The sequence below is a fragment of the Ruminococcus sp. genome, from assembly GCF_019423705.1.
Lineage (GTDB): Bacteria > Bacillota > Clostridia > Oscillospirales > Ruminococcaceae > Hominimerdicola.
Genome location: NZ_JAHZAX010000002.1, coordinates 46,951 through 71,183 on the forward strand (window position 1 = coordinate 46,951; position 24,233 = coordinate 71,183).

Sequence of the window (24,233 nt, forward strand, 5' to 3'; positions counted from 1 at the left end):
ACAGTCCTCCAGTTTACAGCTTCAAGCTGCATTTTGATATTTGTGCGTTAATATTCTTTCCAAGAAAACGTCCAACATTCTCTGAGAAAAGCTCAACGCTGTCGGTGCAGTAAAGCTCAATGTTTCCATCGCCCTCTCTGTCGGCGGTATTATCGCTGTATGAAAGAGTGTTCAAGGCATATTTTGCAAGCTCCGCACCCGATGAAACAAGGGTGACGCCCTCACCCATTATGTCAGAGATAAGCTCTGTCAAGTGGGGATAATGGGTGCAGCCAAGTATCAGCGTGTCAACATTTTCTTTTTTCATAACCTCAAGATATTCTTGTGCTATGTATCTTGCAGGCACGCAGTCGGGGGCTGTATAGCCGTTTTCAACAAGAGGCACAAACATAGGACAGGCCTTGCCGACCACCTTTATATTAGGATTGATGCTTCTAATAGCCTTGCCGTATATGCCGCTCTTTATGGTGGCACTTGTGGCTATAACACCTATGCGGTTATTTTTTGTGGCGGAGCAGGCAGCCTTGACCGCTGGCTCAACAACGCCGCTTATTGAAATATCCGACTGTATTTTCATTGCAGGCAGAACAGACGAAACAGTTCCGCAGGCAACAAGTATCATTTTAACATTGTGCTGCTTTAGAAATTCTATATCCTGTTCGGCGTAGCTCATAATAGTTTCACGGCTCTTTGAACCGTATGGAACTCTTGCAGTATCGCCAAGATAAACGATATCCTCTTTCGGCAGGAACTTTATAAGCTCTTTCACGCAGGTCAGACCGCCTACGCCGGAATCAAAAACTCCTATGGCGGCGTTATTCATAATCGACCTCCGCTTTGTCCAGCGCAAGTCTGATAAGCTTATCTTCCTGCTCGGCAGGGCTCATTCCTGCGTTCTGCATAAGCTGCGGATACATACTGATAGGAGTATGACCAGGCAGAGTGTTTATTTCATTGAGGATAACTGTGCCGTCATTTTCAAGGAAGAAGTCAACTCTTGAAAGACCTGAACAGCCCATTGCTCTGTAAGCCTTTATAGCCGTCTCTCTTATCTTTTCAATGCTCTCCTCGCTCATTCTTGCAGGGATAACTGTTTTTGAAGCGGCGTCGTTATACTTTGCGTCAAAGTCGTAAAGTTCGCCGTTTGCAGAGCATACTTCGCCGACTGTTGAAGCGAATGGTTCTTCATTGCCCATAACAGCGCACTCACATTCCATACCGATAATTGCTTCCTCAACAACGACCTTTCCGTCGTGAGCGAATGCAAGCTTGATACCCTTTTCAAGCTCTTCCCTGTTCTTAGCCTTTGATACGCCAACGGAGGAACCGCAGTTTGCAGGCTTTACGAACATAGGATAGCCAAGCTTTGCTTCCATTTCATCGCACTTTTCTTTAAGCTTTGAAAGCTCGGAAATGATTATCGTAACATACTTTGCGGTCTTGATACCGTGTGCGTCAAGAACAGTATGTGTAAGAGCCTTGTCCATACAGTTTGCAGATGAAATGCAATCGCAGCCGACAAACGGTATCTCAGCAAGCTGGAAAAGTCCCTGAATAGTGCCGTCCTCGCCGTTCTTTCCGTGAAGAACAGGGAAAACAACGTCAACTTTCACACGCTGAACAGAGCCATCACCGCCGAAAGCGATAAAGCCCTTGTCAAGTGGATCAGGACTTAAAATGCAGGGAACGTTGTCGGGGTGCTGTTCCCAGTTGTTCTTTGCGATATCTTCAACATCGCCGATATATTTGAGCCAATGACCTTTCTTTGTAATGCCTATACAAGTAACGTCATATTTATCCTTTGGAATACTCTTTATAACGTGAGCCGCAGAGATAACAGAAATATCGTGTTCATTTGATTTTCCGCCGAAAATAACGGCAACTCTGATCTTAGACATAAAAATTTCGTCCTTTCTGAAATTGATATCATATAATTATAACATATTTTTATTCAGAATGCAAATTCTTTTATTACAAAATCCGCATTATCAAGCAGGAATAATTGTATTTTTTGCATAATGAACGCCCTATCTTCCGAAGGCTGCTACCTTTTCAAAATCCATATGGCCACCGAAGATATCGAGGGCTGAACCAACGGTGAAATCTATCCTGCCTTTGCCGAGCTGTGAAAGCTTTTCAAGGTCGCCAAAAGACGATATCCCACCAGCATAAGTGGAGCTGATGGAGCATTTTTCGCCCATTAGCTTTGCGATATCTTCTTGTATGCCCTTTGCCTTGCCCTCAGAATCAACGGCGTGTATAAGAAATTCATCGCAGTAATGTGAAAACATATCCAGCGTTTTTTCGTTTAGTTCGATATCCGTGAATTTCTGCCAGCGGTCTGTCACAACGTAATACTTCCCGTCTCTTTTGCGGCAGGAAAGGTCAATGGTCAGCCTGTTCTTGCCGACCGCTTTTACAAGCTTATCAAGGTTATCAAAATTCACTACGCCGTTTTTGAAAACATAGCTTGTAACGATAACGTGGCTTGCGCCCTTATCAAGAAAGCCTGCTGCATTGTCGGCATTGATACCGCCGCCGATCTGCAAACCACCCTCAAAAGCGCTCAGCGCCTTGCAAGCCTGCTCAAGGTCAGCATTGTAAAAATCGCTTCCGACAGGGTTCAAGATAATTATATGTCCGCCATCAAGTCCGTATGACTTGTACAGCTTGCCATAATAAGTCCCGTCCAGATCGGAGACGAAATTATCAACGGCAAAATTATTTTTGTCCGATAAGCTTCCTCCCACGATCTGCTTTACGCTTCCGTTATGTATGTCAATGCAAGGTCTGAATTTCATTTTTATCAATCCTATCTGTCTTTTCTCATATATATCACAAGCACGATATCGTCGCCGTTTCGCAACCTCTGACAGGAAAGCGCATAATCTCTGTGCCTGCTTGAAAAATCTCTGAATATGCTGTTAAGTCCTTTAACTCGTCTCGGGCTGTAATTGTTGTCAATGCCGTCTGCTTCCGAAAGGTCGGCGATATCGCTGTCTGTAAATGTCACCGCAACGCTGTCTTTCATATCGAGCAAGGCTTGTTCCATAAGCTCTTCAACCTGCGTAATGTCGTCAACAGCCGTGACAATCTGAGAAATGTATGAATATTCTACGCTGTCAGTATCAGGATAATCTTCTGTATCCCAGTCGTGCTTCTCAGCCATAAAGTCTTCCGATACGTTGAAGTATTTGTGGCGTACAGGTCTTTCGTCAAAATCGGGTATTGAATCGTCCCAGCAGACGTCAACATAATACCAATGTCCGCCTATCTCAACCATATTCCAAGAATGATCGTCACCCAATAATGCGTGGGCGTATATCGTATTGCAAGGTATGTCAAGCATATCCATTAAAAGTTGAAACGTTGTGGCATAGCCATAACAAACTGATTTGCCGTTTATAAGACAGCCGTAAGGGTTATCAGCGTCGGTGGTTATCTCGCCGAGAGCGTTTATTGCGGCTTCATCATATGTGGTGTTAAGTATTATAAAATCGTGAACAGCAAGTTCTTTTTCATAATCGCTCATATCAGCCGTTATTATCTCAGAAATAGCCGCCGTGATTTTTTCATACACAGCAAGCTGCTTTTCGTCAAGCTTTGAAGTGTCGCCTGATCTATATGCTTCAAGAACAGCATTGCCGTCAAAGACGCATTTGTCTTGCTGGTCTGCCTGTGAAGTCTGCGCCGTGCTGCTTGAATTTGTCTTGCTGATATCAGCCGCAGGGCTTTCAGTACAGCCACAGAACACTATCAGCAGAGCCGCCAATATGGCCGCATATCTCTTTTCCAACAGCACCGCTCCTCTCTCTTGTGTTGTTTGCCGATACTTATTATATATTATACAGTCATTTGTGTCAAGTAACAAGGCTAAAAAGCTGTGTTATGCCCTAAATTCTGATAATTTATTACGCCTTATACATCAATTATGCATAATTAGCGGAAATATCTGAGCAAATTACTCTCACTTTCATTAATTAACCTTGACAAAATACGCAATTTGTTATAAAATATTAATATCAGTTAATATTGAAAGGATTGTTGTAACAATGGGACTTACTTTAACAGAAAAGATACTTAAAGCACACCTTGTTGACGGCGAATTTGTCAAGGGACAGGAGATCGGTATCCGTATCGACCAGACTTTGACGCAGGACGCCACAGGTACAATGGCTTATCTTGAATATGAAGCTATGGGCGTGCCTCGTGTAAGAACAGAAAAGTCTGTTGCTTATATTGACCATAACACTCTTCAGTCTGGCTTTGAAAATGCCGACGACCACAGATTTATCGGTTCGGTGTGCAAGAAACACGGAATTTATTTTTCACGTCCCGGCAACGGAATTTGTCACCAAGTTCATCTTGAACGTTTTGGCATTCCGGGCAAGACTCTTATCGGTTCTGACAGCCACACACCAACAGGCGGCGGTATCGGTATGATCGCAATAGGCGCAGGCGGACTTGACGTTGCAGTTGCAATGGGCGGCGGCGCTTACTATATCACATATCCTAAGATCGTAAAGGTAAACCTCACAGGCAAGCTTTCACCTTGGGTATCTGCTAAGGACGTTATCCTTGAAGTCCTCAAGAGAATGTCTGTTAAGGGCGGCGTAGGCAAGGTCATCGAATACTGCGGCGAAGGCGTTAAGACACTTACAGTCCCAGAGAGAGCAACTATCACAAATATGGGCGCAGAGCTCGGAGCAACTACATCTATCTTCCCTTCTGATGAGACAACTCTCGCATTCCTCAAGGCTCAGGACAGAGCTGACGTTTGGAGCGAACTCAAGGCTGACGATGACGCTGTATATGACGAGCAGATCGACATTGATCTTTCTCAGCTCGTTCCGCTTGCTGCCTGTCCGCACTCCCCTGACAATGTCAAGAGCGTGAATGAGATCGGCAAGCTCAAGATCGATCAGGTATGTATCGGTTCCTGCACGAACTCTTCTTATGTTGATATGATGAAGGTCGCTTATATCCTCAAGGGCAAAACTGTTGACCCAAGCGTTTCACTTGCTATCGCTCCGGGTTCTAAGCAGGTACTTAATATGATCGCTGAGAACGGCGCTCTTGCTGATATGATCGCAGCAGGCGCAAGAATACTCGAGTCAGCTTGCGGCCCTTGTATCGGTATGGGTCAGTCACCTAACTCAAAGGGTGTTTCACTCAGAACATTCAACAGAAACTTTGAGGGACGTTCAGGCACAAAGGACGGTCAGATCTACCTCGTTTCACCGGAAATGGCTGCTGTTTCAGCTCTTACAGGCTATATGACAGACCCAAGAACACTTGGCGAAATGCCTGAGTTCAAGCTTCCTGAGCACTTCAAGATCAACGACAATATGGTCGTAGCTCCTGCTGATGAGGCAGATATGGACAGCGTTGAAGTTCTCAGAGGTCCAAACATCAAGCCTTTCCCACAGACTTCACCACTTGACGACAGCATTGAGTGTCAGGTATCGCTCAAGGTCGGCGATAACATCACAACCGACCACATTATGCCGGCAGGCGCAAAGATACTTCCTCTGCGTTCAAATATCCCTGCTATCTCACAGCATTGCTTTACTGTATGCGATGAGGACTTCCCAAGACGTGCAAAGAATATGGGCAAGTCGATAATAGTCGGCGGTTCAAACTATGGTCAGGGCTCATCAAGAGAGCACGCAGCGCTTGCACCTCTCTATCTCGGTATCAAGGCAGTTCTTGTAAAGAGCTTTGCAAGAATCCACAGAGCTAACCTTATCAACGCCGGTATCCTGCCGCTTACATTTGTAAATGAGGCTGATTACGACATGATCAATCAGGGCGACGAGATCGTTCTTGCTGACGTTCGTGCAGACGTTGAGGCCGATATGAGCCACCTTACTGTTGTAAACAAGACAACAGGCGCTGAGATACCTGTTCTTTGCGAGCTTACAGGCAGAACAAAGGATATCATTCTTGCTGGCGGTCTGCTTGACTACACAAGAGAACAGCTTTCAAAATAATCAAGCTTGATATGGAGGTTTCCTATGGGGATTTTCTCGAAGATATTCGGCGCAAAGGAAAATAAGTCAGAAGAGAAAGATTATTCTTTCATTGCCGATATCGCCGCACTTATCACGGATAATGACAGCGAAGTCGTTTCAAAGATTCGTGAATGTGCAAGCGACCCTTGGGGCTATGCTGAGAAAAACGCTGCAAGATATTTGCAAAGAGACATAGTTGTTTCTGACAGAGAAGAAGATGATATCGACGATATCTGCTGGATAGGTATGGTGGACGAGCTGTCTGAAAACGGCTATCTTTTCGCTGTCGATTATTCAGATGATAGCGATAACATTCTCTGGGGACTTCCACAGCTTAAAAATTATTGCTTGATCGAAAAATATACAGAGGGCTTTGAGGCGGACGACGATGACGACGTTGAGACTTTTGTACATAAGTTAAACAGCGCTCTGAAAGGCGCTTGCATATGTATGATAGATATTGACAGCGACAGCTACGAGCTTATCATCGTTAGTTTTGACGTTTATGAAAAGATATCTATGATAGCTAAAAACAACGGATATTCCATTATTACTTTATAGGAGGTCTTACCAATGGCAAAAATTCAGATGAAAACACCGCTCGTTGAAATGGACGGCGACGAAATGACCAGAATTATCTGGCAGGATATAAAGGATATTCTTCTTACTCCATATATCGACCTTAAAACAGAATACTATGACCTCGGTCTTGTTCACAGAAACGAGACTAACGATCAGGTAACTGTTGACTCTGCAAATGCTACAAAGAAGTATGGCGTTGCTGTTAAGTGCGCAACTATCACACCTAACGCTGCAAGAATGCCTGAATACAACCTCAAGGAAATGTGGAAATCCCCGAACGGCACTATTAGAGCTATCCTTGACGGAACAGTTTTCAGAACACCTATCCTTGTTAAGGGTATCACACCTTATATCCCTACTTGGACGAAGCCTATAACTATCGCTCGTCACGCATACGGCGATGTTTACAAGAACGTTGAAATGAAGTGCCCAGCAGGCTCAAAGGCTGAGCTCGTTTGCACAGATAAGGACGGCAATGAGTCAAGAGAGACTATCTACAACTTTGAGTGCGATGGCATCATTCAGGGTCAGCACAACAAGTCAACTTCTATCGCTTCATTTGCAAGAGCTTGTTTCAACTTTGCTCTTGATAAGAAGCAGGACGTTTGGTTCGCTACTAAGGACACTATCTCCAAGAAGTATGACCACACATTCAAGGATATCTTCCAGGAAATTTACGATAACGAGTACAAGGCTAAGTTTGAAGCTGCCGGTATCGAGTATTTCTATACACTTATCGACGACGCTGTTGCAAGAGTTATCCGTTCAAACGGTGGTTATATTTGGGCTTGCAAGAACTATGACGGCGACGTAATGTCCGATATGGTGGCAACTGCTTACGGCTCACTTGCTATGATGACTTCTGTTCTTGTTTCACCGGACGGCATTTACGAGTACGAAGCTGCTCACGGAACAGTTCAGAGACACTATTATAAGCACCTCAAGGGCGAAGAGACTTCCACAAACTCTGTTGCAACTCTGTTTGCTTGGACAGGCGCTCTGAGAAAGAGGGGCGAGCTTGACGAGCTCCCAGAGCTTATGAACTTTGCTGATTGTCTTGAAAAGGCAACTATCGAGACTATCGAGGACGGTGTTATGACAGGCGACCTTTACCTGCTATCAACTCTTGAGAACAAGAAGAAGGTCAACACAGTTGACTTCCTCAAGGCTGTTGACGAGAGACTTAAAAAGCTCCTCGGCTAATAAATATGTTTATCCAAACAGGTTCGGCGTGATCGTTCGAGCCTGTTTTTGTTATTTTGCAGCGACAAAAAACTTGACAAAATTATTGATTAGTGCTATTATATAATTCGAGATTGTTATAAATTTATCAATCAACTGTTTTGAATATAAAGACAATATTAGATATAAAGGATTGGTTTAAAACTATGTCAAAAGATGGTTCTATTTCAGCTTCTGTAATAAAAAGACTTCCCCGCTATTACAGATTTTTGGGAGAGCTCCAAAAAGAAGGCGCAGACAGGATATCTTCAAGAGAATTATCAGAGCGAATGAAGCTTACAGCTTCGCAGATAAGACAGGATCTTAACTGTTTCGGCGGTTTCGGTCAGCAGGGTTACGGCTATCACGTTGATGATCTCCGCTGTGAGATCGGCAAGATCTTGGGCGTGGACAAGCATTTCAAGACTATTCTTATTGGCGCAGGTAATCTTGGCAAGGCCATTGCAATGCACATAAACTTTGAAACAAGGGGCTGCAATCTTATTGGAATTTTCGATGTGAACCCCAAGCTCACGGGGGAAGTTGTTGGCAGCATACCTATAAGCCATACTGATGATATCGAAGCTTTCTGCGAAAAGAACTCCCCTGTTGTGGCGGTGCTTTGTATCCCTAAAGCAAATACTCAGGAGATCGCCGACAAGCTTGTAAGCCTTGGAATCAAGGCGTTTTGGAATTTCTCACATTACGACCTAAGCATTGATTATGATAATATAGTTGTTGAGAACGTCCACCTTGGTGACAGCTTGCTGACCCTTACATATGGCACGAATATCATTACATCGACTGATGATGACGAAAATAACGCATAAAAAGACCCCGATGAACTTGAGATAAGCTAATCGGGGTTGTTTGTATTTTGTTTTTATCTTATAGTCTTTACAGCGGCGGTTTCAAGAACAGAAGAAATGCTGCTTGATTTTGCCTTGTAGTAATCAGCGAATGAAGCTGTTACTGTGTCTGACCAAGACTCTGTTGCAGAAGCTTCGCTGTCGTCGGGAACTTCAACGACTTCGGCGCTTCCCGTCTCGTCGTCGATCTTGTAAAGCTTGTCTGACTTAGTTTCAATAGCGAGAGTTGCGACCTTGATAGTCACGTCGTCAGCCTTGTCATATACGACAAAGCCATAACATTCGTTATCGTTTACAGTTTTAAGACCGGTATAGCCGTAAAGTCTTTTTGACTTGTCAGCCTGAGGATAAAGCTTTTTGCAGGCGTCAACAACATAATCGAATGAAGCAACGGCCTCGTCAGGTATCTTCTCAAGAGTGCTCTTATCGGGCAGCGATTGCACGTCAGCCAGCGATTGCACGTCAGCGTCGGGGACTTCGTCAGTTGCCTGTGTGTCAGCAGTTGTCACGTCAGTATTTGCAAGATTTACATTGTCATCTGTTTTTGATTTTTCAGCGGTCTTTCCGCAAGCTGTAAAAGAAAGAACTGTGCAGGTGATAAGCGCTGCGAGTATCAGCTTTTTCATAATAAACCTCCGTATTTATACATAAAACATTTTTTTCACATTTCAACAGTTTTACATTATATCATACGGAAATTACTATGTAAAGAGATTGTATAGAATTGTAACAAATTATCCCGATTATGACGAAATGCCATAATCGGGATAATTGAATTTTGTTAATTTACACAATAACAAGTTACAGGTTTGTTACAATATGCCGAAATTAATCGTACTGTACAACGTCGATCCACTTCATAAGCAGATCCTTCTCTTCCGGCTTGCCCTTGATGAGCTGAGCTGCTGCAACGATAGGCAGCCAAGCCTGTACATACTGCTTAGATGTGCCGCTCTTTACGCAATACTTATCAAGGTATGCGTCCGCAAGATCAGGATTGTTAAGGCAGAACAGCAGATATGTTCTTGCAACGTCAGCGGAAGCGTTACCCTGTCTAGCAGAGCCCCAGTTGATAACGTATGTGCCTTCGTCGTTGATGATAACATTCTTAGGCTCAAAGTTGCCGTGGCAGAGCTTGATGTGCTTTGGCATTGAGTCAAGTCTTGTAAGAAGCTCATACTTCTTGATCTCGTCGATTTGACCGAGAGTCTTGATCTGTCTTGCCATCTTATCCTTGAGCTTTGAAAGCAAAGGCATATACTGAGCGTGGATCTCGCATTGAATGTCGATAAACTGATTGAGGTAAGTATCCTTCTTGTCAGGGTTCTCATCCATAAGCTGCTGGAGAGTCTTGCCCTTGATGAAGTCCATTGTTATAGCCCACTTTCCGTCGATAACGGAAACTTCGTGAAGAACAGGCATTTTAATAAAGGAATTGCCGAGAGTTGTTTCAACTCTTGCGTGAGTAAGAGCAGCGTACAAGCACTTCTCCTTATATTCAGGCTTCTTGTAAATTCTTACTGCCATACCCTCTGATTCGTAAACATCATAAATGTCGCTGGAAGCAATAAAGTTATCAAGTTTCATAAGTCATATCTCCTTTTATTTAAAATTTGGTATGTAATTTACTGCACATCAGAGAAACAAGCTGTTTTCAACCGTGCACTTGTTGAAATTGACCGAACCTTTGTGAGGTTCTTTAGTGTTCTCTATTTATGTCTATATTATACTACAAAATTTAAAAATGTCAAGCACTTTTTCGTTATAATCACTATTGTTTTAAATTCGTTTAGATTATATATCATATTCGATAACATTTAATCGTGCGATATGATTGTTAAAATTTTATCTATCGAGATTTTATTGTGCACTTTGACGGTCATAGATTGTTAATCTGTCATAAAACAATGTTCAATATTTATGTATATTGCATAATAAATCGAGCTAAAATAAATTAAAAGCTGTAAAAATATAAGATTGACAAAAAAATAACAATCGTATATAATAAAGTTAAGATAAAAACCGTATAAGCGGATCGTTTTATCGGGCGGCGTGCAGAAATAGGTCTGAACGTCAAGAAGTAAAACAATAATTAATTTATTGGAGGTTTATTTATGGCAAAAAGTGAAGCTAAGACAGTCGGCATTGTCGACACAGAAGAAGCTTTGACCGCAAAGATTGCTGAAGTAAGAGCTGCACAGGCTATCTTCGCTACCTACACACAGGAGCAGGTAGACAAGATATTCAAGGCTGCTGCTATCGCTGCAAACAAGGCAAGAATCCCTCTTGCAAAGATGGCTGTTGAAGAAACAGGTATGGGCATCGTTGAAGATAAGGTAATCAAGAACAACTATGCTGCTGAGCACATCTACAACAAGTACAAGAACGTACAGACTTGCGGCGTATTTGAAGAGAACAAAGCATATGGCACAATGAGGATTTACGAGCCTATCGGTCTTATCGGTGCTGTTATCCCTACAACAAACCCAACATCTACCGCTATCTTTAAGACACTTATCTGTCTCAAGACAAGAAACGGTATCATCATCTCACCACACCCAAGAGCAAAGAAGTCAACTATCGCTGCTGCTAAGATCGTTTATGATGCAGCTGTTGAGGCAGGCGCTCCTAAGGGTATCATCGGTTGGATCGACGTTCCTTCCCTCGAACTCACAAATATGATTATGAGAGAGTCCGACACTATCCTTGCTACTGGTGGTCCGGGAATGGTCAAGGCTGCTTATTCTTCAGGTACTCCGGCTCTCGGTGTTGGTGCCGGTAACGCTTCAGCTATCATTGATTCTTCTGCTGATATCGTTAATGCAGTTAACTCTATCATTCACTCCAAGACATTTGATAATGGTATGATCTGCGCTACTGAGCAGACTGTTATCGCTGATAAGACTGTTTACAACGAAGTTAAGAAGGAATTCATCAAGAGAGGCTGCTACTTCCTCAATGATGAAGAAGCTGATAAGATCAGAAAGACAATGCTCATCAACGGCTCACTCAACGCTAAGATCGTTGGTCAGCGTCCTGTAACTATCGCTAAGATGGCTGGATTTGAAGTACCTGAGGATACAAAGGTTCTCATCGGTGAAGCTACAAGCACAGCTCCAGAGGAAGCTTTCGGTCACGAGAAGCTCACAACTATTCTTGGTATGTACAAGTCTAAGGACTTCGACGATGCTCTTGACATTGCTGAGGCACTCCTTGTAAACAATGGCGGTCTTGGTCATACTTCTGTACTTTGGATCGACAACGTAAACGAGAGAGAGAAGCTCAATAAGTTCGCTGCAAGAATGAAGACTTGCCGTCTTATCGTTAATACTCCTTCTTCACTCGGTGGTATCGGTGACCTCTACAACTTTGACTTTGCTCCTTCCCTCACGCTTGGCTGCGGCTCTTGGGGCGGTAACTCAGTATCTGAGAACGTTGGCGTTAAGCACCTTCTGAACATTAAGACAGTTGCTGAGAGGAGAGAGAATATGCTTTGGTTCAGAGCACCTGAAAAGGTATACTTCAAGAAGGGTTGTCTCCCTGTTGCTCTTGATGAGTTGAAGACTGTAATGGGCAAGAAAAAGGCATTTATCGTAACTGACCAGTTCCTTTATAAGAATGGTTATACAAAGGCTATCACAGATAAGCTCGATGAAATGGGTATCCTCCACGAGACATTCTTTGATGTTGCTCCAGACCCAACACTTGCTTGCGCACTTGAAGGTGTTGCACAGCTCAGAGCTTTTGAGCCAGACACGATCATCGCTATCGGTGGTGGTTCCGCAATGGACGCTGGTAAGATCATGTGGGTTCTTTATGAGCACCCAGATGCAGACTTCTTCGATATGGCAATGAGATTCATTGATATCCGTAAGAGAGTTTACACATTCCCTAAGATGGGTGAGAAGGCATACTTCATCGCTATCCCAACATCTTCTGGTACTGGTTCTGAGGTTACACCTTTCGCAGTTATTACTGACGAAAAGACAGGTACTAAGTATCCACTTGCTGACTATCAGCTTATGCCAAATATGGCAATCGTTGATACAGATATGATGATGTCTGCTCCAAGAGGACTGACTTCTGCTTCCGGTATCGACGCTCTTACACACGCTCTTGAGGCTTACGCTTCTGTAATGGCTACTGACTACTCTGACGGTCTTGCTCTGAGAGCTATGAAGCTCATCTTCAAGTACCTCCCAGGCGCTTATGAGAACGGTCAGACTGACGTTAAGGCTCGTGAGGAAATGGCAACAGCTTCTACAATGGCTGGTATGGCATTCGCTAACGCATTCCTCGGTGTTTGTCACTCAATGGCTCACAAGCTCGGTGCTTATCATCACCTCCCACACGGTGTTGCTAACGCTCTTCTCATCACACTCGTTATGAGATACAACGCTGATCCAACACCTAGAAAGATGGGTACTTTCTCACAGTATCAGTATCCACATACTCTTGAGAGATACTGCGAGTGCGCTCACTCACTCGGTATCGTTGGCAAGAACGACGAAGATACACTCAATAAGTTCATCGACGCTATCGAAGCTCTTAAGGAAAGAGTTGGTATCAAGAAGACTATCGCTGATTACGGCGTAGACGAGAAGTACTTCCTCGAGACACTCGATCAGATGGTTGAGGACGCATTCGACGATCAGTGCACAGGTGCTAACCCAAGATATCCTCTTATGAGCGAACTCAAGGAGATGTACCTCAAGGCTTACTACGGTAAATAATTGTTGGTAAGACTTACTGATAAATTCGTTTATTAGTTTATCTATAATAAACCTCCGGACTGTCTGTTCCCTTTGTGGAGCAGGCAGTCCTTTTTTATTTGTCACAATAGCTGTAAATATTCTTATTTTTGATCGCTTATATATGTAATTTATAGTTGAAATTTCTGCTTTGTTATGTTATAATAAAATAAGTATAAGTTTTAGAGTGAGGCTTGTACAAAACGTTAGGCGCTGTTGGCGCTGTGACAAAGAGGTTATTATTATGAATAAAAATTATGACGTTATTATCGCAGGCTGTGGAGCGGCAGGACTTTACGCCGCTCTTAATCTGTCATCTGATCTGAAAGTTCTTGTGCTCTCAAAAAGAGAGCTGACCCTTTGCAACTCTTCCCTCGCACAGGGCGGAATCGCAGGCGTATATGATAATCCAAAGGATTCACCTGAGTATCACAAACACGATACTTTCGTTGCAGGCGGATATGAGAATGACCCTCAGTCAACGCAGGTTTTGGTCGATGAAGCTTGTATTGATATTGGCAGGCTTATCGAACTAGGCGCTGATTTTGACAAGTGCCCCGATGGTTCTTATCACAGGACACTTGAAGGCGGCCACGGAATGAATCGTATTTTCCACCACGCTGATACAACAGGACTTGAGATCGAGACTACCCTGCTGAGGAATGTTCAACAGCTTGCAAATGTTGATATACTTGAAAATGCTGTAATGTGCGATGTCAAAAAGACTAAGACAGGTTTTTCTGTTCTTGTGCTCGATGAAAACGGCGCTTACAGTACATACAACGGCAGGTATGCTATTTTCGCAACAGGCGGAATTGGCAGAGTTTACGAATACACAACGAACTCCGCTATCGCAACGGGCGATGGTATCACTATGGCTGATGAGCTGGGTGCTGAGATAAAGAACCTCAGCTACATTCAGTTCCACCCGACGGGCTTTAACAATAAGCACACCCGTGAAACTTTTCTTATTTCTGAGTCAGTCAGAGGCGAGGGTGCATTTCTTAAAAACTGCAATGGCGAGCGCTTTATGCAGAATTATGACGAGCGTCTTGAGCTTGCTCCGAGAGACGTAGTTTCTCACGCAATTATGGCTGAAGCTAAAAAGACAGGTTCGGATAAGTTCTATCTTGATATCACAGCGCAGGATCCCGAGTTTGTCAAGAACCGCTTCCCTATGATAAATGAAAAGCTTCTTGAAGCCGGTTACGATATGACTAAGGATATGATACCGATATTCCCTTGTCATCATTATCTTATGGGCGGTATCAATGTTGATACCTATGCAAGAACGAATATCGACAAGCTTTATGCTTGCGGCGAGTGTTCCCACACGGGCGTTCACGGCAATAACAGACTTGCAAGTAATTCCCTGCTGGAGGCTCTTGTGTTCTCAAGAAGAGCGGCTGGGGATATAAATGAAAAGATAAAGGGCGAAAATTGTGAGCTTGAGCAGTATGATTTTGTTATCGACGAGAACGCTCCGCATATCCCGACAGGTATCAGGACCGAGATCAGAGATATTATGCAGAGGGCTTATTTCGTTATCCCTGATGAAGAGGCTCTGCCACCAGACCTTGAAAGAGTTACTGAGCTGAAAAACTTGCTCTGCAATGGTCATTATAAGATCGACAGAGACTATGTTGAGGCCAAGTCATTGGTGACAGTCGCATATATCGTGCTCAATGATGCCATTGCGAAGCTTGAAGCTAAGAAAAATAAATCGGAGGAAAAGTAATAATGAGATTAATGCAGTTTCAGATAGACGATATCATCAAGGCGGCTCTGCTGGAGGATATCAACTATATCGACGTTACAACAGATTATCTTGTGGACGAAAGTTCCGTTTCAACGGCTAAATACGTTTCAAAGGACGAGGGCGTGCTTTGCGGTATCGACGTTGCAATGAGAGTTTTTCAGCTTCTTGATGAAAATGTCAAGTGCGAGATACTTATCCACGACGGCGAAAAGGTAAAGAAGGGCGATATAATCGCTAAGATAACAGGTTCAACAAGAGCTTTGCTCAAGGGCGAACGCACAGCGCTGAATATCGTTCAGCATATGTCGGGCGTAGCAACTGCGACAAACAGATGCGTTGAGCTTGTCAAGGGCACAAAGGCTTCTGTTGCGGACACAAGAAAGACCCTGCCAGGTCTGAGAGTTTTGCAGAAGTACGCTGTTACAGTCGGCGGAGGAAGAAATCACAGATATAATCTTTCCGACTGCGCAATGCTTAAGGACACACACCTTGACGCTTACGGCAGTATGACGGGTGCTGTTAATGCCCTCAGAGAGAAAATGGGGCACACAGTCAAGATCGAAGTCGAGGTAGGAAGCCTTGAAGAGCTCAAGGAAGCGCTTTCACTTGGCGTTGAGATAATAATGCTGGATAATATGACGAACGAGGATATGGCAAAAGCCGTTGAAATGACAAACGGCAAAGCTTTGCTTGAAGCTTCGGGAAATGTCACTGCAGAGACTATCCGTGCTATCGCCGAGACAGGCGTTGATATCATTTCTATCGGCGCTATCACACATTCTGTCAAGGCGTTTGACATATCAATGAAAATGGAGAAATAAATAACAAAAGCCGATACCCTTTGCTGAGTATTGGCTTTTTGTATAGAAAATGGGGTAATAAATATGTATATTTCTATCGGTTCTTTCAACGGCAGTAACACTAAGCTGACGGCTTTGATCGTTGCCATACTATTTACTTTGCTCGGCGGTATTTTTCTTATCGTCGGCATTGGCTTTACGGTTCATCAGAAAAATCTTGAGGGGCGGTGCACCCTTGAAGTCGAGGCTGTTGTCACGAATATTTTGAGCAAAGAGTCCGAATCTACTGACAATAATGGTGGAAAAAGATACACAATGGTGTATTCGCCCGTATATCAGTATTACGTTGACGGCAGAGAATATATATCCAATAACAATGCATATTCAAGTAATCTGAATTGCAGCATTGGCGATATCAAAAATATTTTCTGCAACCCTGATTCGCCAAAAGAGTTCTATTCCCCTGATGATGACGCATTTTCCATATTGTCCATAGTATTTTGCATACTTGGTGGAGTTTTTATGTTTTTTGGCATTTTGATAACTGTCGTTTACTTTAGACTAAAGAAAAAAGCGCAGCAGGATATGAGCTATGCACAAAGTGAATTGTGCGAAGAAAATAATTATCCATACAACGAGTAATTTTGAGAGGAGGAACTTTTATGGCAAGTATTATGGACGGAGAGAGACAGTTTCACATCAGAACTATTCCCGATGAGGTGGGCAGATATGTTATAATGCCCGGTGACCCCGGACGTGTGCCGAAGATCGCTGCCCTGCTGGACGACGCAAAGCAGGTTGCGCAGAACAGAGAGTACAACGTTTATACAGGCTATCTTGACGGCGAAAAGGTAACGGTATGCTCGACAGGTATCGGTGGACCGTCTGCTTCGATCGCAGTCGAAGAGCTTGTAAAGTGCGGCGCTGACACGTTTATCCGTATCGGCACAAGTGGCGGAATGGATCTTTCAGTTTGCGGCGGCGATCTTGTCATAGCTTCTGCGGCGGTGAGAGGCGAAGGCACATCTGGCGAATATTTGCCAAAGGGCTACCCTGCTGCTGCGGATTTCAAAGTCACTTGTGCTCTGGCAAAGGCTGCGGAAAATCTTTCGGAAGATAAGCTTGGCAAGCGTTATCACGTTGGCGTTGTGCACAGCAAGGACAGCTTTTACGGCGAGGTTGAGCCTGACAGTATGCCTGTCAGCGATGATATAAATTATCGCTGGGACGCTTATTTGAAATGCGGCTGTCTCACATCAGAAATGGAATGTGCCGCTGTATTTTCTGTTGGCATAACACGTCACGTTCGCTGCGGAGCGGTAATAACTGCCATATGGAACGTTGAGCGTTCAAAGGCAGGACTTGAGGATATTGTCAGCGACGACACCACGAGAGGCATTCAATGTGCGGTGGACGCTGTTAGAATACTCATTGCGGAAGACAAAAAATAGGCAGAAAAAAGCCGTCAGAATTTCGGTTCTGACGGCTTGAATTATTTTATGGTTATGCCCAGCAACAAGGATAATTCCACCGCCTGGCTTGGTGCAAAAATGGCATTGCGCAGTTCACGGAAGGTGTCAGAGACTTTCAGACCGCTTATTATGCTGTCCGAAAAATCAACGCCGCTGAGGGCTGTTCTGAAAAATGAAGTGCCGACATATTTGCAGCCGCTTGTGGTGAACGCTTTCAGCGATGATGACACGATCTCAGCACCCGAAAAATCGCTGTTTTTGAAGCAGGTGGAAGATATCTTTGAGCTGTCAAAAATGGCGTATGAGCAGTTGGAGGATTCTATCACAAGGTTTTGCAAAACACAGTCGATAAGGTCAACGCCAAGCAGCTTTGAGGAACGTATCTCGCAGCGGCTAAAATATGCCGAGTTCATTTTTGCATTTGAAAAGTCTGTGGATATAAACCGCACGTCAACAAATGAAGTCTTTTCAAAATCGCACTCGCTGAAAACGCAGTTTTCAAATGTGCAGTTTATAAATGAAAGATAGGACATATCCTCGCTTTCGAGAACGCAGTCGCAGAAATGATAACCGCTTATATCGCTGTCTGTGCGCTTGGCGGCACGTCTGATATCGTTAAGGTCGTAGACTTTTTTCAAGTCGGACTTTATGTTAGGAGCAAGTATTCTCAAGATCATTCCTCCCAGTTATCGGAAAAGTCAAAGTCGTCGGGGAAGCTTTCGGCGATAACAGTCTTTGAAAACTGCGAAGCGGTCTCGATGAGTTCTCTGCCTCTTCCCGTCCAGGTGATAAGGTCGGCGTCGGCGTCAACGGCTTTGAAAGCAGTTTCAAGGGACATTGAACGCAGGTCGGCGCTGATAAAATTCGGCGCTGAGATAAGTCGCCAAACTATTGGACTTGCGCAGATAACACGCTCGATATATTCAAGGTCGAGTTTCTTTTTATATGTGGAAATAAGCTGTCCTCTCGGAACTTTAGGAGCATTGAATCTGAACCACATAATGGAGAATGGGTTGAAGCTTTGGATAGCATATTCGCCGTTATATTTTTTCAGCATATGGTTCACTCTGCGCTCCAGTTCGCCGAATGGTGCGCCGTCTTTTATCTCGATAAGCAGAGGAACACGTCCGTCAACAAGCTTCAAGACTTCCGAAAGCAGCGGTATCTTTTCATCACTGTCCTTTAGTCTGAAAACGGAAAGCTGCTCATATGTGTAATCAAAAATGTTGCCCTCAACGCCGCACATACGCTGGAGGTCTTTATCGTGGAACACCACAATGCGACAATCCTTTGTCAGCCGAACATCAAGTTCGACAGCAATGTTTTTCTCAACAGCAATCTCAAAAGCTTTAAGCGAATTTTCGGGAACGTCCTTTGAATGAAAGCCCCTATGGGCGATATATTTACCAAAGTTCATAATGATACCTCACAAAAATCAATTTTATCTCTTTTATTATACTCTCAGCGTGGGCAATTGTCAACAGCCTGCAAAGCAGATTTTGTTAATAGAAAATTTAATAATTGTCACACACTATCATCACAATGGTAAAGTATAATAATAACTATGTTATGCAATGATATTGCAAAGGAAAGGACAATTATTATGTTAAAAAGAATTTCAGCCGTTGTGGCAGCTTTGACTATCGCTATCTGCTCATTGGCTTCCTGCAGTAAAAATAACGACAGTTCGTCAACTACTTCAAGCGCTGTTGATTCGTCAGTAAGCTCTGCTGCTGACAGCACAACAGATAACGAAGTTCCCGACGCTTCCCTCACTATCGACGGAAAGGCTATCGACACGGACAACTTCATCGTCTGCACTATCGACGGAAAAGATATTGATTTCGATACTTTTAGATACTATTATTACTATACTATAAGCAAGTATACTTCGACTTATGGCGCAACCCTTGACACTATTAAGTCAACAGATGGCGGCTTTGAACTGCTTATGGAGGACGTTATTACAGCCCTCAAGCAGGAAATGGTCGCACCTGAGCTTGCAGAGGAAAATGATATCACTCTCACAGATGATGATAAAAAGACTATCGACGAGCAGATCGCCAATGCAAAGGCTAATTATGAGACTGACGAGGCTTATCTTTCAGACCTCAAGTCTGCATATCTGACTGAGGATCTTTACAGAAAAATGCTTGAAACAGCAACTATCTACACAAAGGTCAACGATACTCTCTTCAAGAATGACGGCAAGTATGCCACAAAGAAGGAAGATTTCAGAAAGATTGTTAAGGATACAAGCGAGTATTGCCGTGAGATCCACGTTATGATACCCTATTATTCACAGGTCGATCTTGACGATAGCACAGCTGACAGCTATGACAGTATGTCGCTTTCTGATAAGGCAAGCGCTAAGCAGTCCGCTTATGCAAAGCTTGACGACGACGGCGTAAAGGCTGCTAAGGAAAAGGCTAAGAAGGTGGCTGAGGAAGTTCTACAGAAGGCTAAGGACGGAGAGGACTTTGACAAGCTTATCGAAACATACGGCTGGGATCTTGGTCTCGAAGACCCTTCAACAGGTTATTACTTCAACAAGGACACAACAGGCTATCCCGAAGAGCTTGTAACAGACGCATTCAAGCTTAAAGAAAATGAAGTTTCTTCTGAGCTTACAGAAAACAGCACTTACGGCTATTTCATTATCAAGCGTCTGCCTGTTGATATGGACTATATCGAGCAGAATATCGAGGATATGATCTATTCTTACGACTCACCGTCTATCTCGAAGCTTTACACAGAGAGAATGGGCAAAATGGAAGTCACATATTGTGACGAGTGGGACAAGATCACAGCTGACAGTATTACCTAAATAACTGCACAAAAGCCTGGGATAATATCTCAGGCTTTTTTCTTTTCTGTTTATTGACGTTCGAGTCAATATCTGATATAATATTTCTTGGGGTGAGACTGTGGACAAGCTGAGATTTCACGAAGCCTGCGAAAAAATAATAAATAAAGAGCGTGAAAGCAAGGGCATTGGAACTCTTGGTGAGAAAACGCTTCACGCCGTTTTGAAAAACTATTTTGAACCGCACGGCGAAAATCAGGAAATAAGGGTCGGCGGTTATGTTGCGGATATTGTCGGAGAGAACGGCGTTATCGAGATACAGACAAGGCAGTTCAACAAGCTGCTTAAAAAGCTGGAAGCCTTTCTTGAATTTTGCGATGTGACTGTGGTCTACCCTATGGCACAGGTGAAATGGCTGCGCTGGCTCGATCTTGACACGGGCGAGCTTTCACCACGAAGAAAGTCGCCAAGGAAAGCAAAGATCTACGACGTTTTTCCTGAGCTTTATAAGATAAAATATACTCTTGACAACCCACGCTTTCATCTTTGCCTTTGTATGCTTGAAGTGGAAGAGATAAAGTATCTCAACGGCTGGTCAAAGGACAAAAAGAAGGGTGCTTCACGGTGCGACAGGATACCGCTGGAACTTATTGACGAGATATACATAAATTCTGTGGCGGATTTCAAGCTGTTTCTGCCCGATGGTCTGCCGCAAAGTTTCACTTCAAAGGATTATGCGCTTTGCTGCAAGATATCACGATCGCTTGCGCAAATGGTGCTGAATATCCTCACTTATCTTGAGATAGTCAAGCGCATGGGCAAGACTGGCAACAGCATAATCTATGAAATAAATGAAGATATCTGACCGAAAGGACTGTAATAATGAATAAAATAAGCAAGCTATACCGAGTAATATATATGACGCTGGCGATATTTATGCTTGTGCCTGCAATCGGCGCAAATGCGCTGAATTTCACGCCGACATCTGGTACGGACGACGATGGCAACGCTATACCGCTGAAGCTGTATTCTAAGGCGGCATATATGGTGAACCTTGACACGGGCGAGACTATCGTTGACATAAACGGCGAGGACGAGCGTGTCCCTGCTTCCCTCACAAAGATTATGACGGCGGTGGTTCTGCTGGACAAATTCAAAGGTGACGAGGAAAAGCTCAGATCGACATATTATTCCTCAGGTTCGGAAGCTTTTGACGAACTTTATGACACTGGAGCTTCAACGGCGGATATCCAGCCCGATGAAAAGGTCAATTGCTATGATCTGCTGGCTGCCCTGCTGATACCTTCATCTTGCGAGGCGGCAAATATAATAGCCCTGAACGTGTCTGATTCGCTGACTGATTTTGCCGACCTTATGAACCAAAAGGCGGAAGAGCTTGGTATGAAAAATACTCACTTCTCAAACGCTCACGGACTTTGGGCGCAGCAGAATTACTCTTCTTGCAAAGATATCGCAACCCTTTGTGAATATGCCATTAGCAAGTATCAAGTTTTCAGAGATATCGTTTGCGAGCCGAATTATCATATGGATTCCACTTCTTATCACTCTGACGGAACGGATATCTATAACACGAACCTTATGCTTGATTCCACTTCCGACTATTATTACGCTTATGCAAAGGGTATTAAGACAGGTTCTCTTGACGCCGCAGGCCGCTGCCTTGCTTCATATGCAGAGTATGACGGCACAAGCTATCTAATCGTCACAATGGGTGCGCCAATGGATAAGCTTGAAGAGGACGTCAAAAAAGGACAGGAAGACCCCGATTCGATATATGCTTACGACAACGTTTATTACAATATTCTCGATCATATAAGACTTTACAAATGGGCGTTTTCAAGCCTTGTGTCGACTGATTTTATAGACAAAAACAGCGAAGTCCGTGATGTTGCGGTGAAGTATGGCGACGGCAAGGATTACGCAAACCTCAAGCCTGCCACGGGCTATACACGTCTTTGGCCGACGAACATGTCAGTTGATGATGTTGAGAAGAAGATAACGGTCTATGACAATGTTGTTGCCCCTGTTGAGGTGGGCGACGTGCTGGGCAAAATGGAGCTTATCTATAAGGGCGAAGTGCTGACGGAGATAGACCTTGTATCCACCACAAAGGTGGAGCGTTCGCAGGCAAAGGCAAAGGTCAAGATAGCAAAATCTTATTTTGAATCGTCGGTATTCAAATTCACGGTCGTTATTTTGGTTGCGTTGTTCGTGGTCTATGCGGTGATACATATTGCAAGGGTTCAGAAAAAATACTTGAAGAAATAAAAACAGCGGTTGGGAAATTTCTCAACCGCTTGATTTTTTATTTAGTTTTCATCGTTGTCATTATCACTATCGCTATCAGCTGGAGCTTGAACATTCTCAAGATTTGCTTCGTTGACTTCATCAGCAGGCGGAATAACTATCGCAGCAAGCTGTTCGGGGGTCAGCGGAGTACGCTTTTCAGGCTTCTTGTAAAGGTGTTCAACATCGTCGATATAATATTCAGTCGATACAGGGAGCTTTTTCTTTTTCAGCTTGTGCTCGACTGCTTCTCTTGTGAAGGTATAAATAAGAGCAAATGTAGGAACTGCAAGAACCATTCCGATAAATCCGAAGAGATTTCCGAAGAAGAAGAGGGATACCAGCACCCAAAATCCGGGTAGACCTGTTGTTTCGCCGAGAATTTTCGGACCGAGGATATTTCCGTCAAACTGCTGAAGGATTATAATGAATATCAGAAGAATGACAGCCTTTTTCGGGTCAATGAGGAGCATAAGCGCCGTTGAAGGGATTGCGCCGATTATAGGACCGAAGAACGGGATAATATTCGTAATGCCGATAAGCACGCTTATCATAATGTTATAAGGCATATCCATTATTGTGAGGCCGATGAAGCAAAGCACGCCGATGATCGCAGAGTCGATTATCTTACCGCTGAGGAAGCCTGCAAATACTTTGTTTGCTTCTGAGCTAACTCGCATAATGCGCTCGCAGGTGGACTTTTTCGTGTTGGCAATGATGATCTTTTTAGCCTGCGCCAACAGCTTTTCCTTGCTGCAAAGCATATAGATCGAAGCGATAAAGCCGAACACAAAGTTCTTCAAGACGTTGATAACGCCCCAAGCGCCCGACAGGATATTTTCGAGCATTGGCTGTATCTTCTCGATAAGTGTGCCAAAGTCTGTGGAGAGATTTTTGAGCTTTTCAGTTGCGACCGCTTCAATGTCGGGATAATTCCGGAAAAGCTTGTTTATCCAGCCTTGTATCTTAACGACGATGTTTGAAGCGTTGTTGAATATATCAATAATAGAATTGATAAGCTCCGGCACAACGACGTAGATAAGGCCGACCACTATTCCGAGAAAGACCAGCGAAGCCACCGTCACCGAACAGGCTCGTGTGAACTTTTTCTTGGCTGGGTTCTTGACGACCTTGTTTCTGAACAGATTTTCAAACTTTACCATTATCGGGTTCATCAAAAAAGCAATGACAAGTCCTAAAATAACAGGGGTCAGCGCCGAAACGATAACGGACAATATCCGATATATAGTGCTGAATTTGAACACCGCCACCACAAGCAGCACATTCACTGCAATGACCAGCGCCGCATAAAATGCGATGATGGTGTATTTTCGATTTGTTTGTATTTTCATATTGTATCCTTTCGTCATTCGTTATGAATATTATACAACACAATCTTTTTAATTGCAAGAGAATTTAGAAATAAATAAGATTATTTAGCCTTAGGTATATTTGCGTTAATTGAATGTTAATAATAAATTCAATATATATATAAAGATGCTTATTGACAAAATGTCGAAATGAGAATATAATAATTACAGTTAAATATTTAAAATCCTATGAGCAAAGGTAAGTAGCTGATCGGTATGAGTTTCAGAGAGCTGTCGGCAGGTGAGAGACAGTACAAGTTCTTTCGGTGAATGGATTTGTGA

At 43.6% G+C, this 24,233-nt stretch carries 21 protein-coding genes and 1 other annotated feature (1 of these 22 running past the window's edge); of the genes, 12 read left to right on the plus strand and 9 right to left on the minus strand.

Annotated elements, in window-relative coordinates; translation table 11 throughout:
• Positions 1 to 13 precede the first annotated feature (13 nt).
• The 4 genes from murI to QZ371_RS01840 form a co-directional block, all read right to left on the minus strand.
• Entirely contained in the window at positions 14 to 823 is an 810-nt protein-coding gene (gene murI / locus QZ371_RS01825) for a glutamate racemase (RefSeq protein ID WP_295208240.1), read from the minus strand.
• Positions 816 to 1,898 (minus strand): D-alanine--D-alanine ligase family protein, encoded by a 1,083-nt coding sequence (locus tag QZ371_RS01830; RefSeq protein WP_295208243.1) that lies wholly within the window; start codon positions 1,896 to 1,898, stop codon positions 816 to 818. The genes murI and QZ371_RS01830 overlap by 8 nt, the downstream gene beginning before the upstream one ends.
• 129 nt (positions 1,899 to 2,027) lie before the next feature.
• Positions 2,028 to 2,801, minus strand: coding sequence for a phosphoribosylformimino-5-aminoimidazole carboxamide ribotide isomerase (hisA, locus tag QZ371_RS01835; protein WP_295208246.1), 774 nt, complete (start codon positions 2,799 to 2,801; stop codon positions 2,028 to 2,030).
• A gap of 11 nt (positions 2,802 to 2,812) precedes the next feature.
• Positions 2,813 to 3,796 (minus strand): transglutaminase domain-containing protein, encoded by a 984-nt coding sequence (locus QZ371_RS01840; protein WP_295208249.1) that lies wholly within the window; start codon positions 3,794 to 3,796, stop codon positions 2,813 to 2,815.
• Between the two features lie 256 nt (positions 3,797 to 4,052).
• Here QZ371_RS01840 and QZ371_RS01845 point away from each other — a divergent pair, with 256 nt between their 5' ends.
• From QZ371_RS01845 to QZ371_RS01860, 4 genes are all read left to right on the plus strand, one after another.
• Entirely contained in the window at positions 4,053 to 5,993 is a 1,941-nt protein-coding gene (locus tag QZ371_RS01845; protein WP_295208252.1) for an aconitate hydratase, read from the plus strand.
• A 24-nt stretch (positions 5,994 to 6,017) separates the two neighbouring features.
• Positions 6,018 to 6,575 (plus strand): DUF6630 family protein, encoded by a 558-nt coding sequence (locus tag QZ371_RS01850; protein WP_295208254.1) that lies wholly within the window; start codon positions 6,018 to 6,020, stop codon positions 6,573 to 6,575.
• A 12-nt stretch (positions 6,576 to 6,587) separates the two neighbouring features.
• Positions 6,588 to 7,799 (plus strand): NADP-dependent isocitrate dehydrogenase, encoded by a 1,212-nt coding sequence (locus QZ371_RS01855; protein WP_295208257.1) that lies wholly within the window; start codon positions 6,588 to 6,590, stop codon positions 7,797 to 7,799.
• A gap of 185 nt (positions 7,800 to 7,984) precedes the next feature.
• On the plus strand, positions 7,985 to 8,647 hold the full coding sequence (locus tag QZ371_RS01860; protein ID WP_295208260.1) for a redox-sensing transcriptional repressor Rex: 663 nt from the start codon (positions 7,985 to 7,987) through the stop codon (positions 8,645 to 8,647).
• Between the two features lie 53 nt (positions 8,648 to 8,700).
• Here the strand turns inward: QZ371_RS01860 and QZ371_RS01865 are convergent, their stop codons facing one another.
• Both QZ371_RS01865 and QZ371_RS01870 read right to left on the minus strand, forming a co-directional pair.
• Entirely contained in the window at positions 8,701 to 9,312 is a 612-nt protein-coding gene (locus QZ371_RS01865; RefSeq protein ID WP_295208263.1) for a hypothetical protein, read from the minus strand.
• A gap of 202 nt (positions 9,313 to 9,514) precedes the next feature.
• The gene (locus QZ371_RS01870; protein WP_295208266.1) at positions 9,515 to 10,273 is read right to left on the minus strand and encodes a phosphotransferase; all 759 of its coding nucleotides are present in this window, start codon (positions 10,271 to 10,273) and stop codon (positions 9,515 to 9,517) included.
• Between the two features lie 527 nt (positions 10,274 to 10,800).
• Between QZ371_RS01870 and adhE the strand changes: the two genes are divergently transcribed.
• The 5 genes from adhE (at position 10,801) to QZ371_RS01895 (ending at position 17,447) form a co-directional block, all read left to right on the plus strand.
• Positions 10,801 to 13,419 carry a bifunctional acetaldehyde-CoA/alcohol dehydrogenase gene (adhE, locus tag QZ371_RS01875; protein WP_295208269.1) on the plus strand — a complete coding sequence of 873 codons (2,619 nt, stop codon included), beginning with the start codon at positions 10,801 to 10,803 and terminating at the stop codon, positions 13,417 to 13,419.
• A gap of 262 nt (positions 13,420 to 13,681) precedes the next feature.
• Positions 13,682 to 15,175, plus strand: coding sequence for an FAD-binding protein (locus tag QZ371_RS01880; RefSeq protein ID WP_295208272.1), 1,494 nt, complete (start codon positions 13,682 to 13,684; stop codon positions 15,173 to 15,175).
• Between the two features lie 2 nt (positions 15,176 to 15,177).
• Entirely contained in the window at positions 15,178 to 16,017 is an 840-nt protein-coding gene (gene nadC / locus QZ371_RS01885) for a carboxylating nicotinate-nucleotide diphosphorylase (RefSeq protein WP_295208274.1), read from the plus strand.
• Between the two features lie 63 nt (positions 16,018 to 16,080).
• Positions 16,081 to 16,638: a DUF3592 domain-containing protein gene (locus tag QZ371_RS01890; protein ID WP_295208277.1), complete on the plus strand. Its 558-nt coding sequence runs from the start codon at positions 16,081 to 16,083 to the stop codon at positions 16,636 to 16,638.
• Positions 16,639 to 16,658: 20 nt separating this feature from the next.
• Positions 16,659 to 17,447: a nucleoside phosphorylase gene (locus QZ371_RS01895; protein ID WP_295208280.1), complete on the plus strand. Its 789-nt coding sequence runs from the start codon at positions 16,659 to 16,661 to the stop codon at positions 17,445 to 17,447.
• Between the two features lie 41 nt (positions 17,448 to 17,488).
• Here the strand turns inward: QZ371_RS01895 and QZ371_RS01900 are convergent, their stop codons facing one another.
• Both QZ371_RS01900 and QZ371_RS01905 read right to left on the minus strand, forming a co-directional pair.
• The gene (locus QZ371_RS01900) at positions 17,489 to 18,145 is read right to left on the minus strand and encodes a pentapeptide repeat-containing protein (protein ID WP_295208283.1); all 657 of its coding nucleotides are present in this window, start codon (positions 18,143 to 18,145) and stop codon (positions 17,489 to 17,491) included.
• Entirely contained in the window at positions 18,142 to 18,885 is a 744-nt protein-coding gene (locus tag QZ371_RS01905) for a glycerophosphodiester phosphodiesterase family protein (protein ID WP_295208286.1), read from the minus strand. The genes QZ371_RS01900 and QZ371_RS01905 overlap by 4 nt, the downstream gene beginning before the upstream one ends.
• 186 nt (positions 18,886 to 19,071) lie before the next feature.
• Between QZ371_RS01905 and QZ371_RS01910 the strand changes: the two genes are divergently transcribed.
• The 3 genes from QZ371_RS01910 (at position 19,072) to QZ371_RS01920 (ending at position 22,563) form a co-directional block, all read left to right on the plus strand.
• Positions 19,072 to 20,295: a peptidylprolyl isomerase gene (locus tag QZ371_RS01910; RefSeq protein WP_295208289.1), complete on the plus strand. Its 1,224-nt coding sequence runs from the start codon at positions 19,072 to 19,074 to the stop codon at positions 20,293 to 20,295.
• A 100-nt stretch (positions 20,296 to 20,395) separates the two neighbouring features.
• Positions 20,396 to 21,139, plus strand: a complete 744-nt coding sequence (locus tag QZ371_RS01915; RefSeq protein WP_295208292.1) for a hypothetical protein — start codon at positions 20,396 to 20,398, stop codon at positions 21,137 to 21,139.
• A 17-nt stretch (positions 21,140 to 21,156) separates the two neighbouring features.
• Positions 21,157 to 22,563, plus strand: coding sequence for a serine hydrolase (locus tag QZ371_RS01920; RefSeq protein ID WP_295208294.1), 1,407 nt, complete (start codon positions 21,157 to 21,159; stop codon positions 22,561 to 22,563).
• Positions 22,564 to 22,604: 41 nt separating this feature from the next.
• Here the strand turns inward: QZ371_RS01920 and QZ371_RS01925 are convergent, their stop codons facing one another.
• Positions 22,605 to 23,933, minus strand: a complete 1,329-nt coding sequence (locus QZ371_RS01925; protein ID WP_295208297.1) for an AI-2E family transporter — start codon at positions 23,931 to 23,933, stop codon at positions 22,605 to 22,607.
• Between the two features lie 198 nt (positions 23,934 to 24,131).
• Positions 24,132 to 24,233 (plus strand) — a binding site (T-box leader) (it continues 156 nt past the right edge of the window).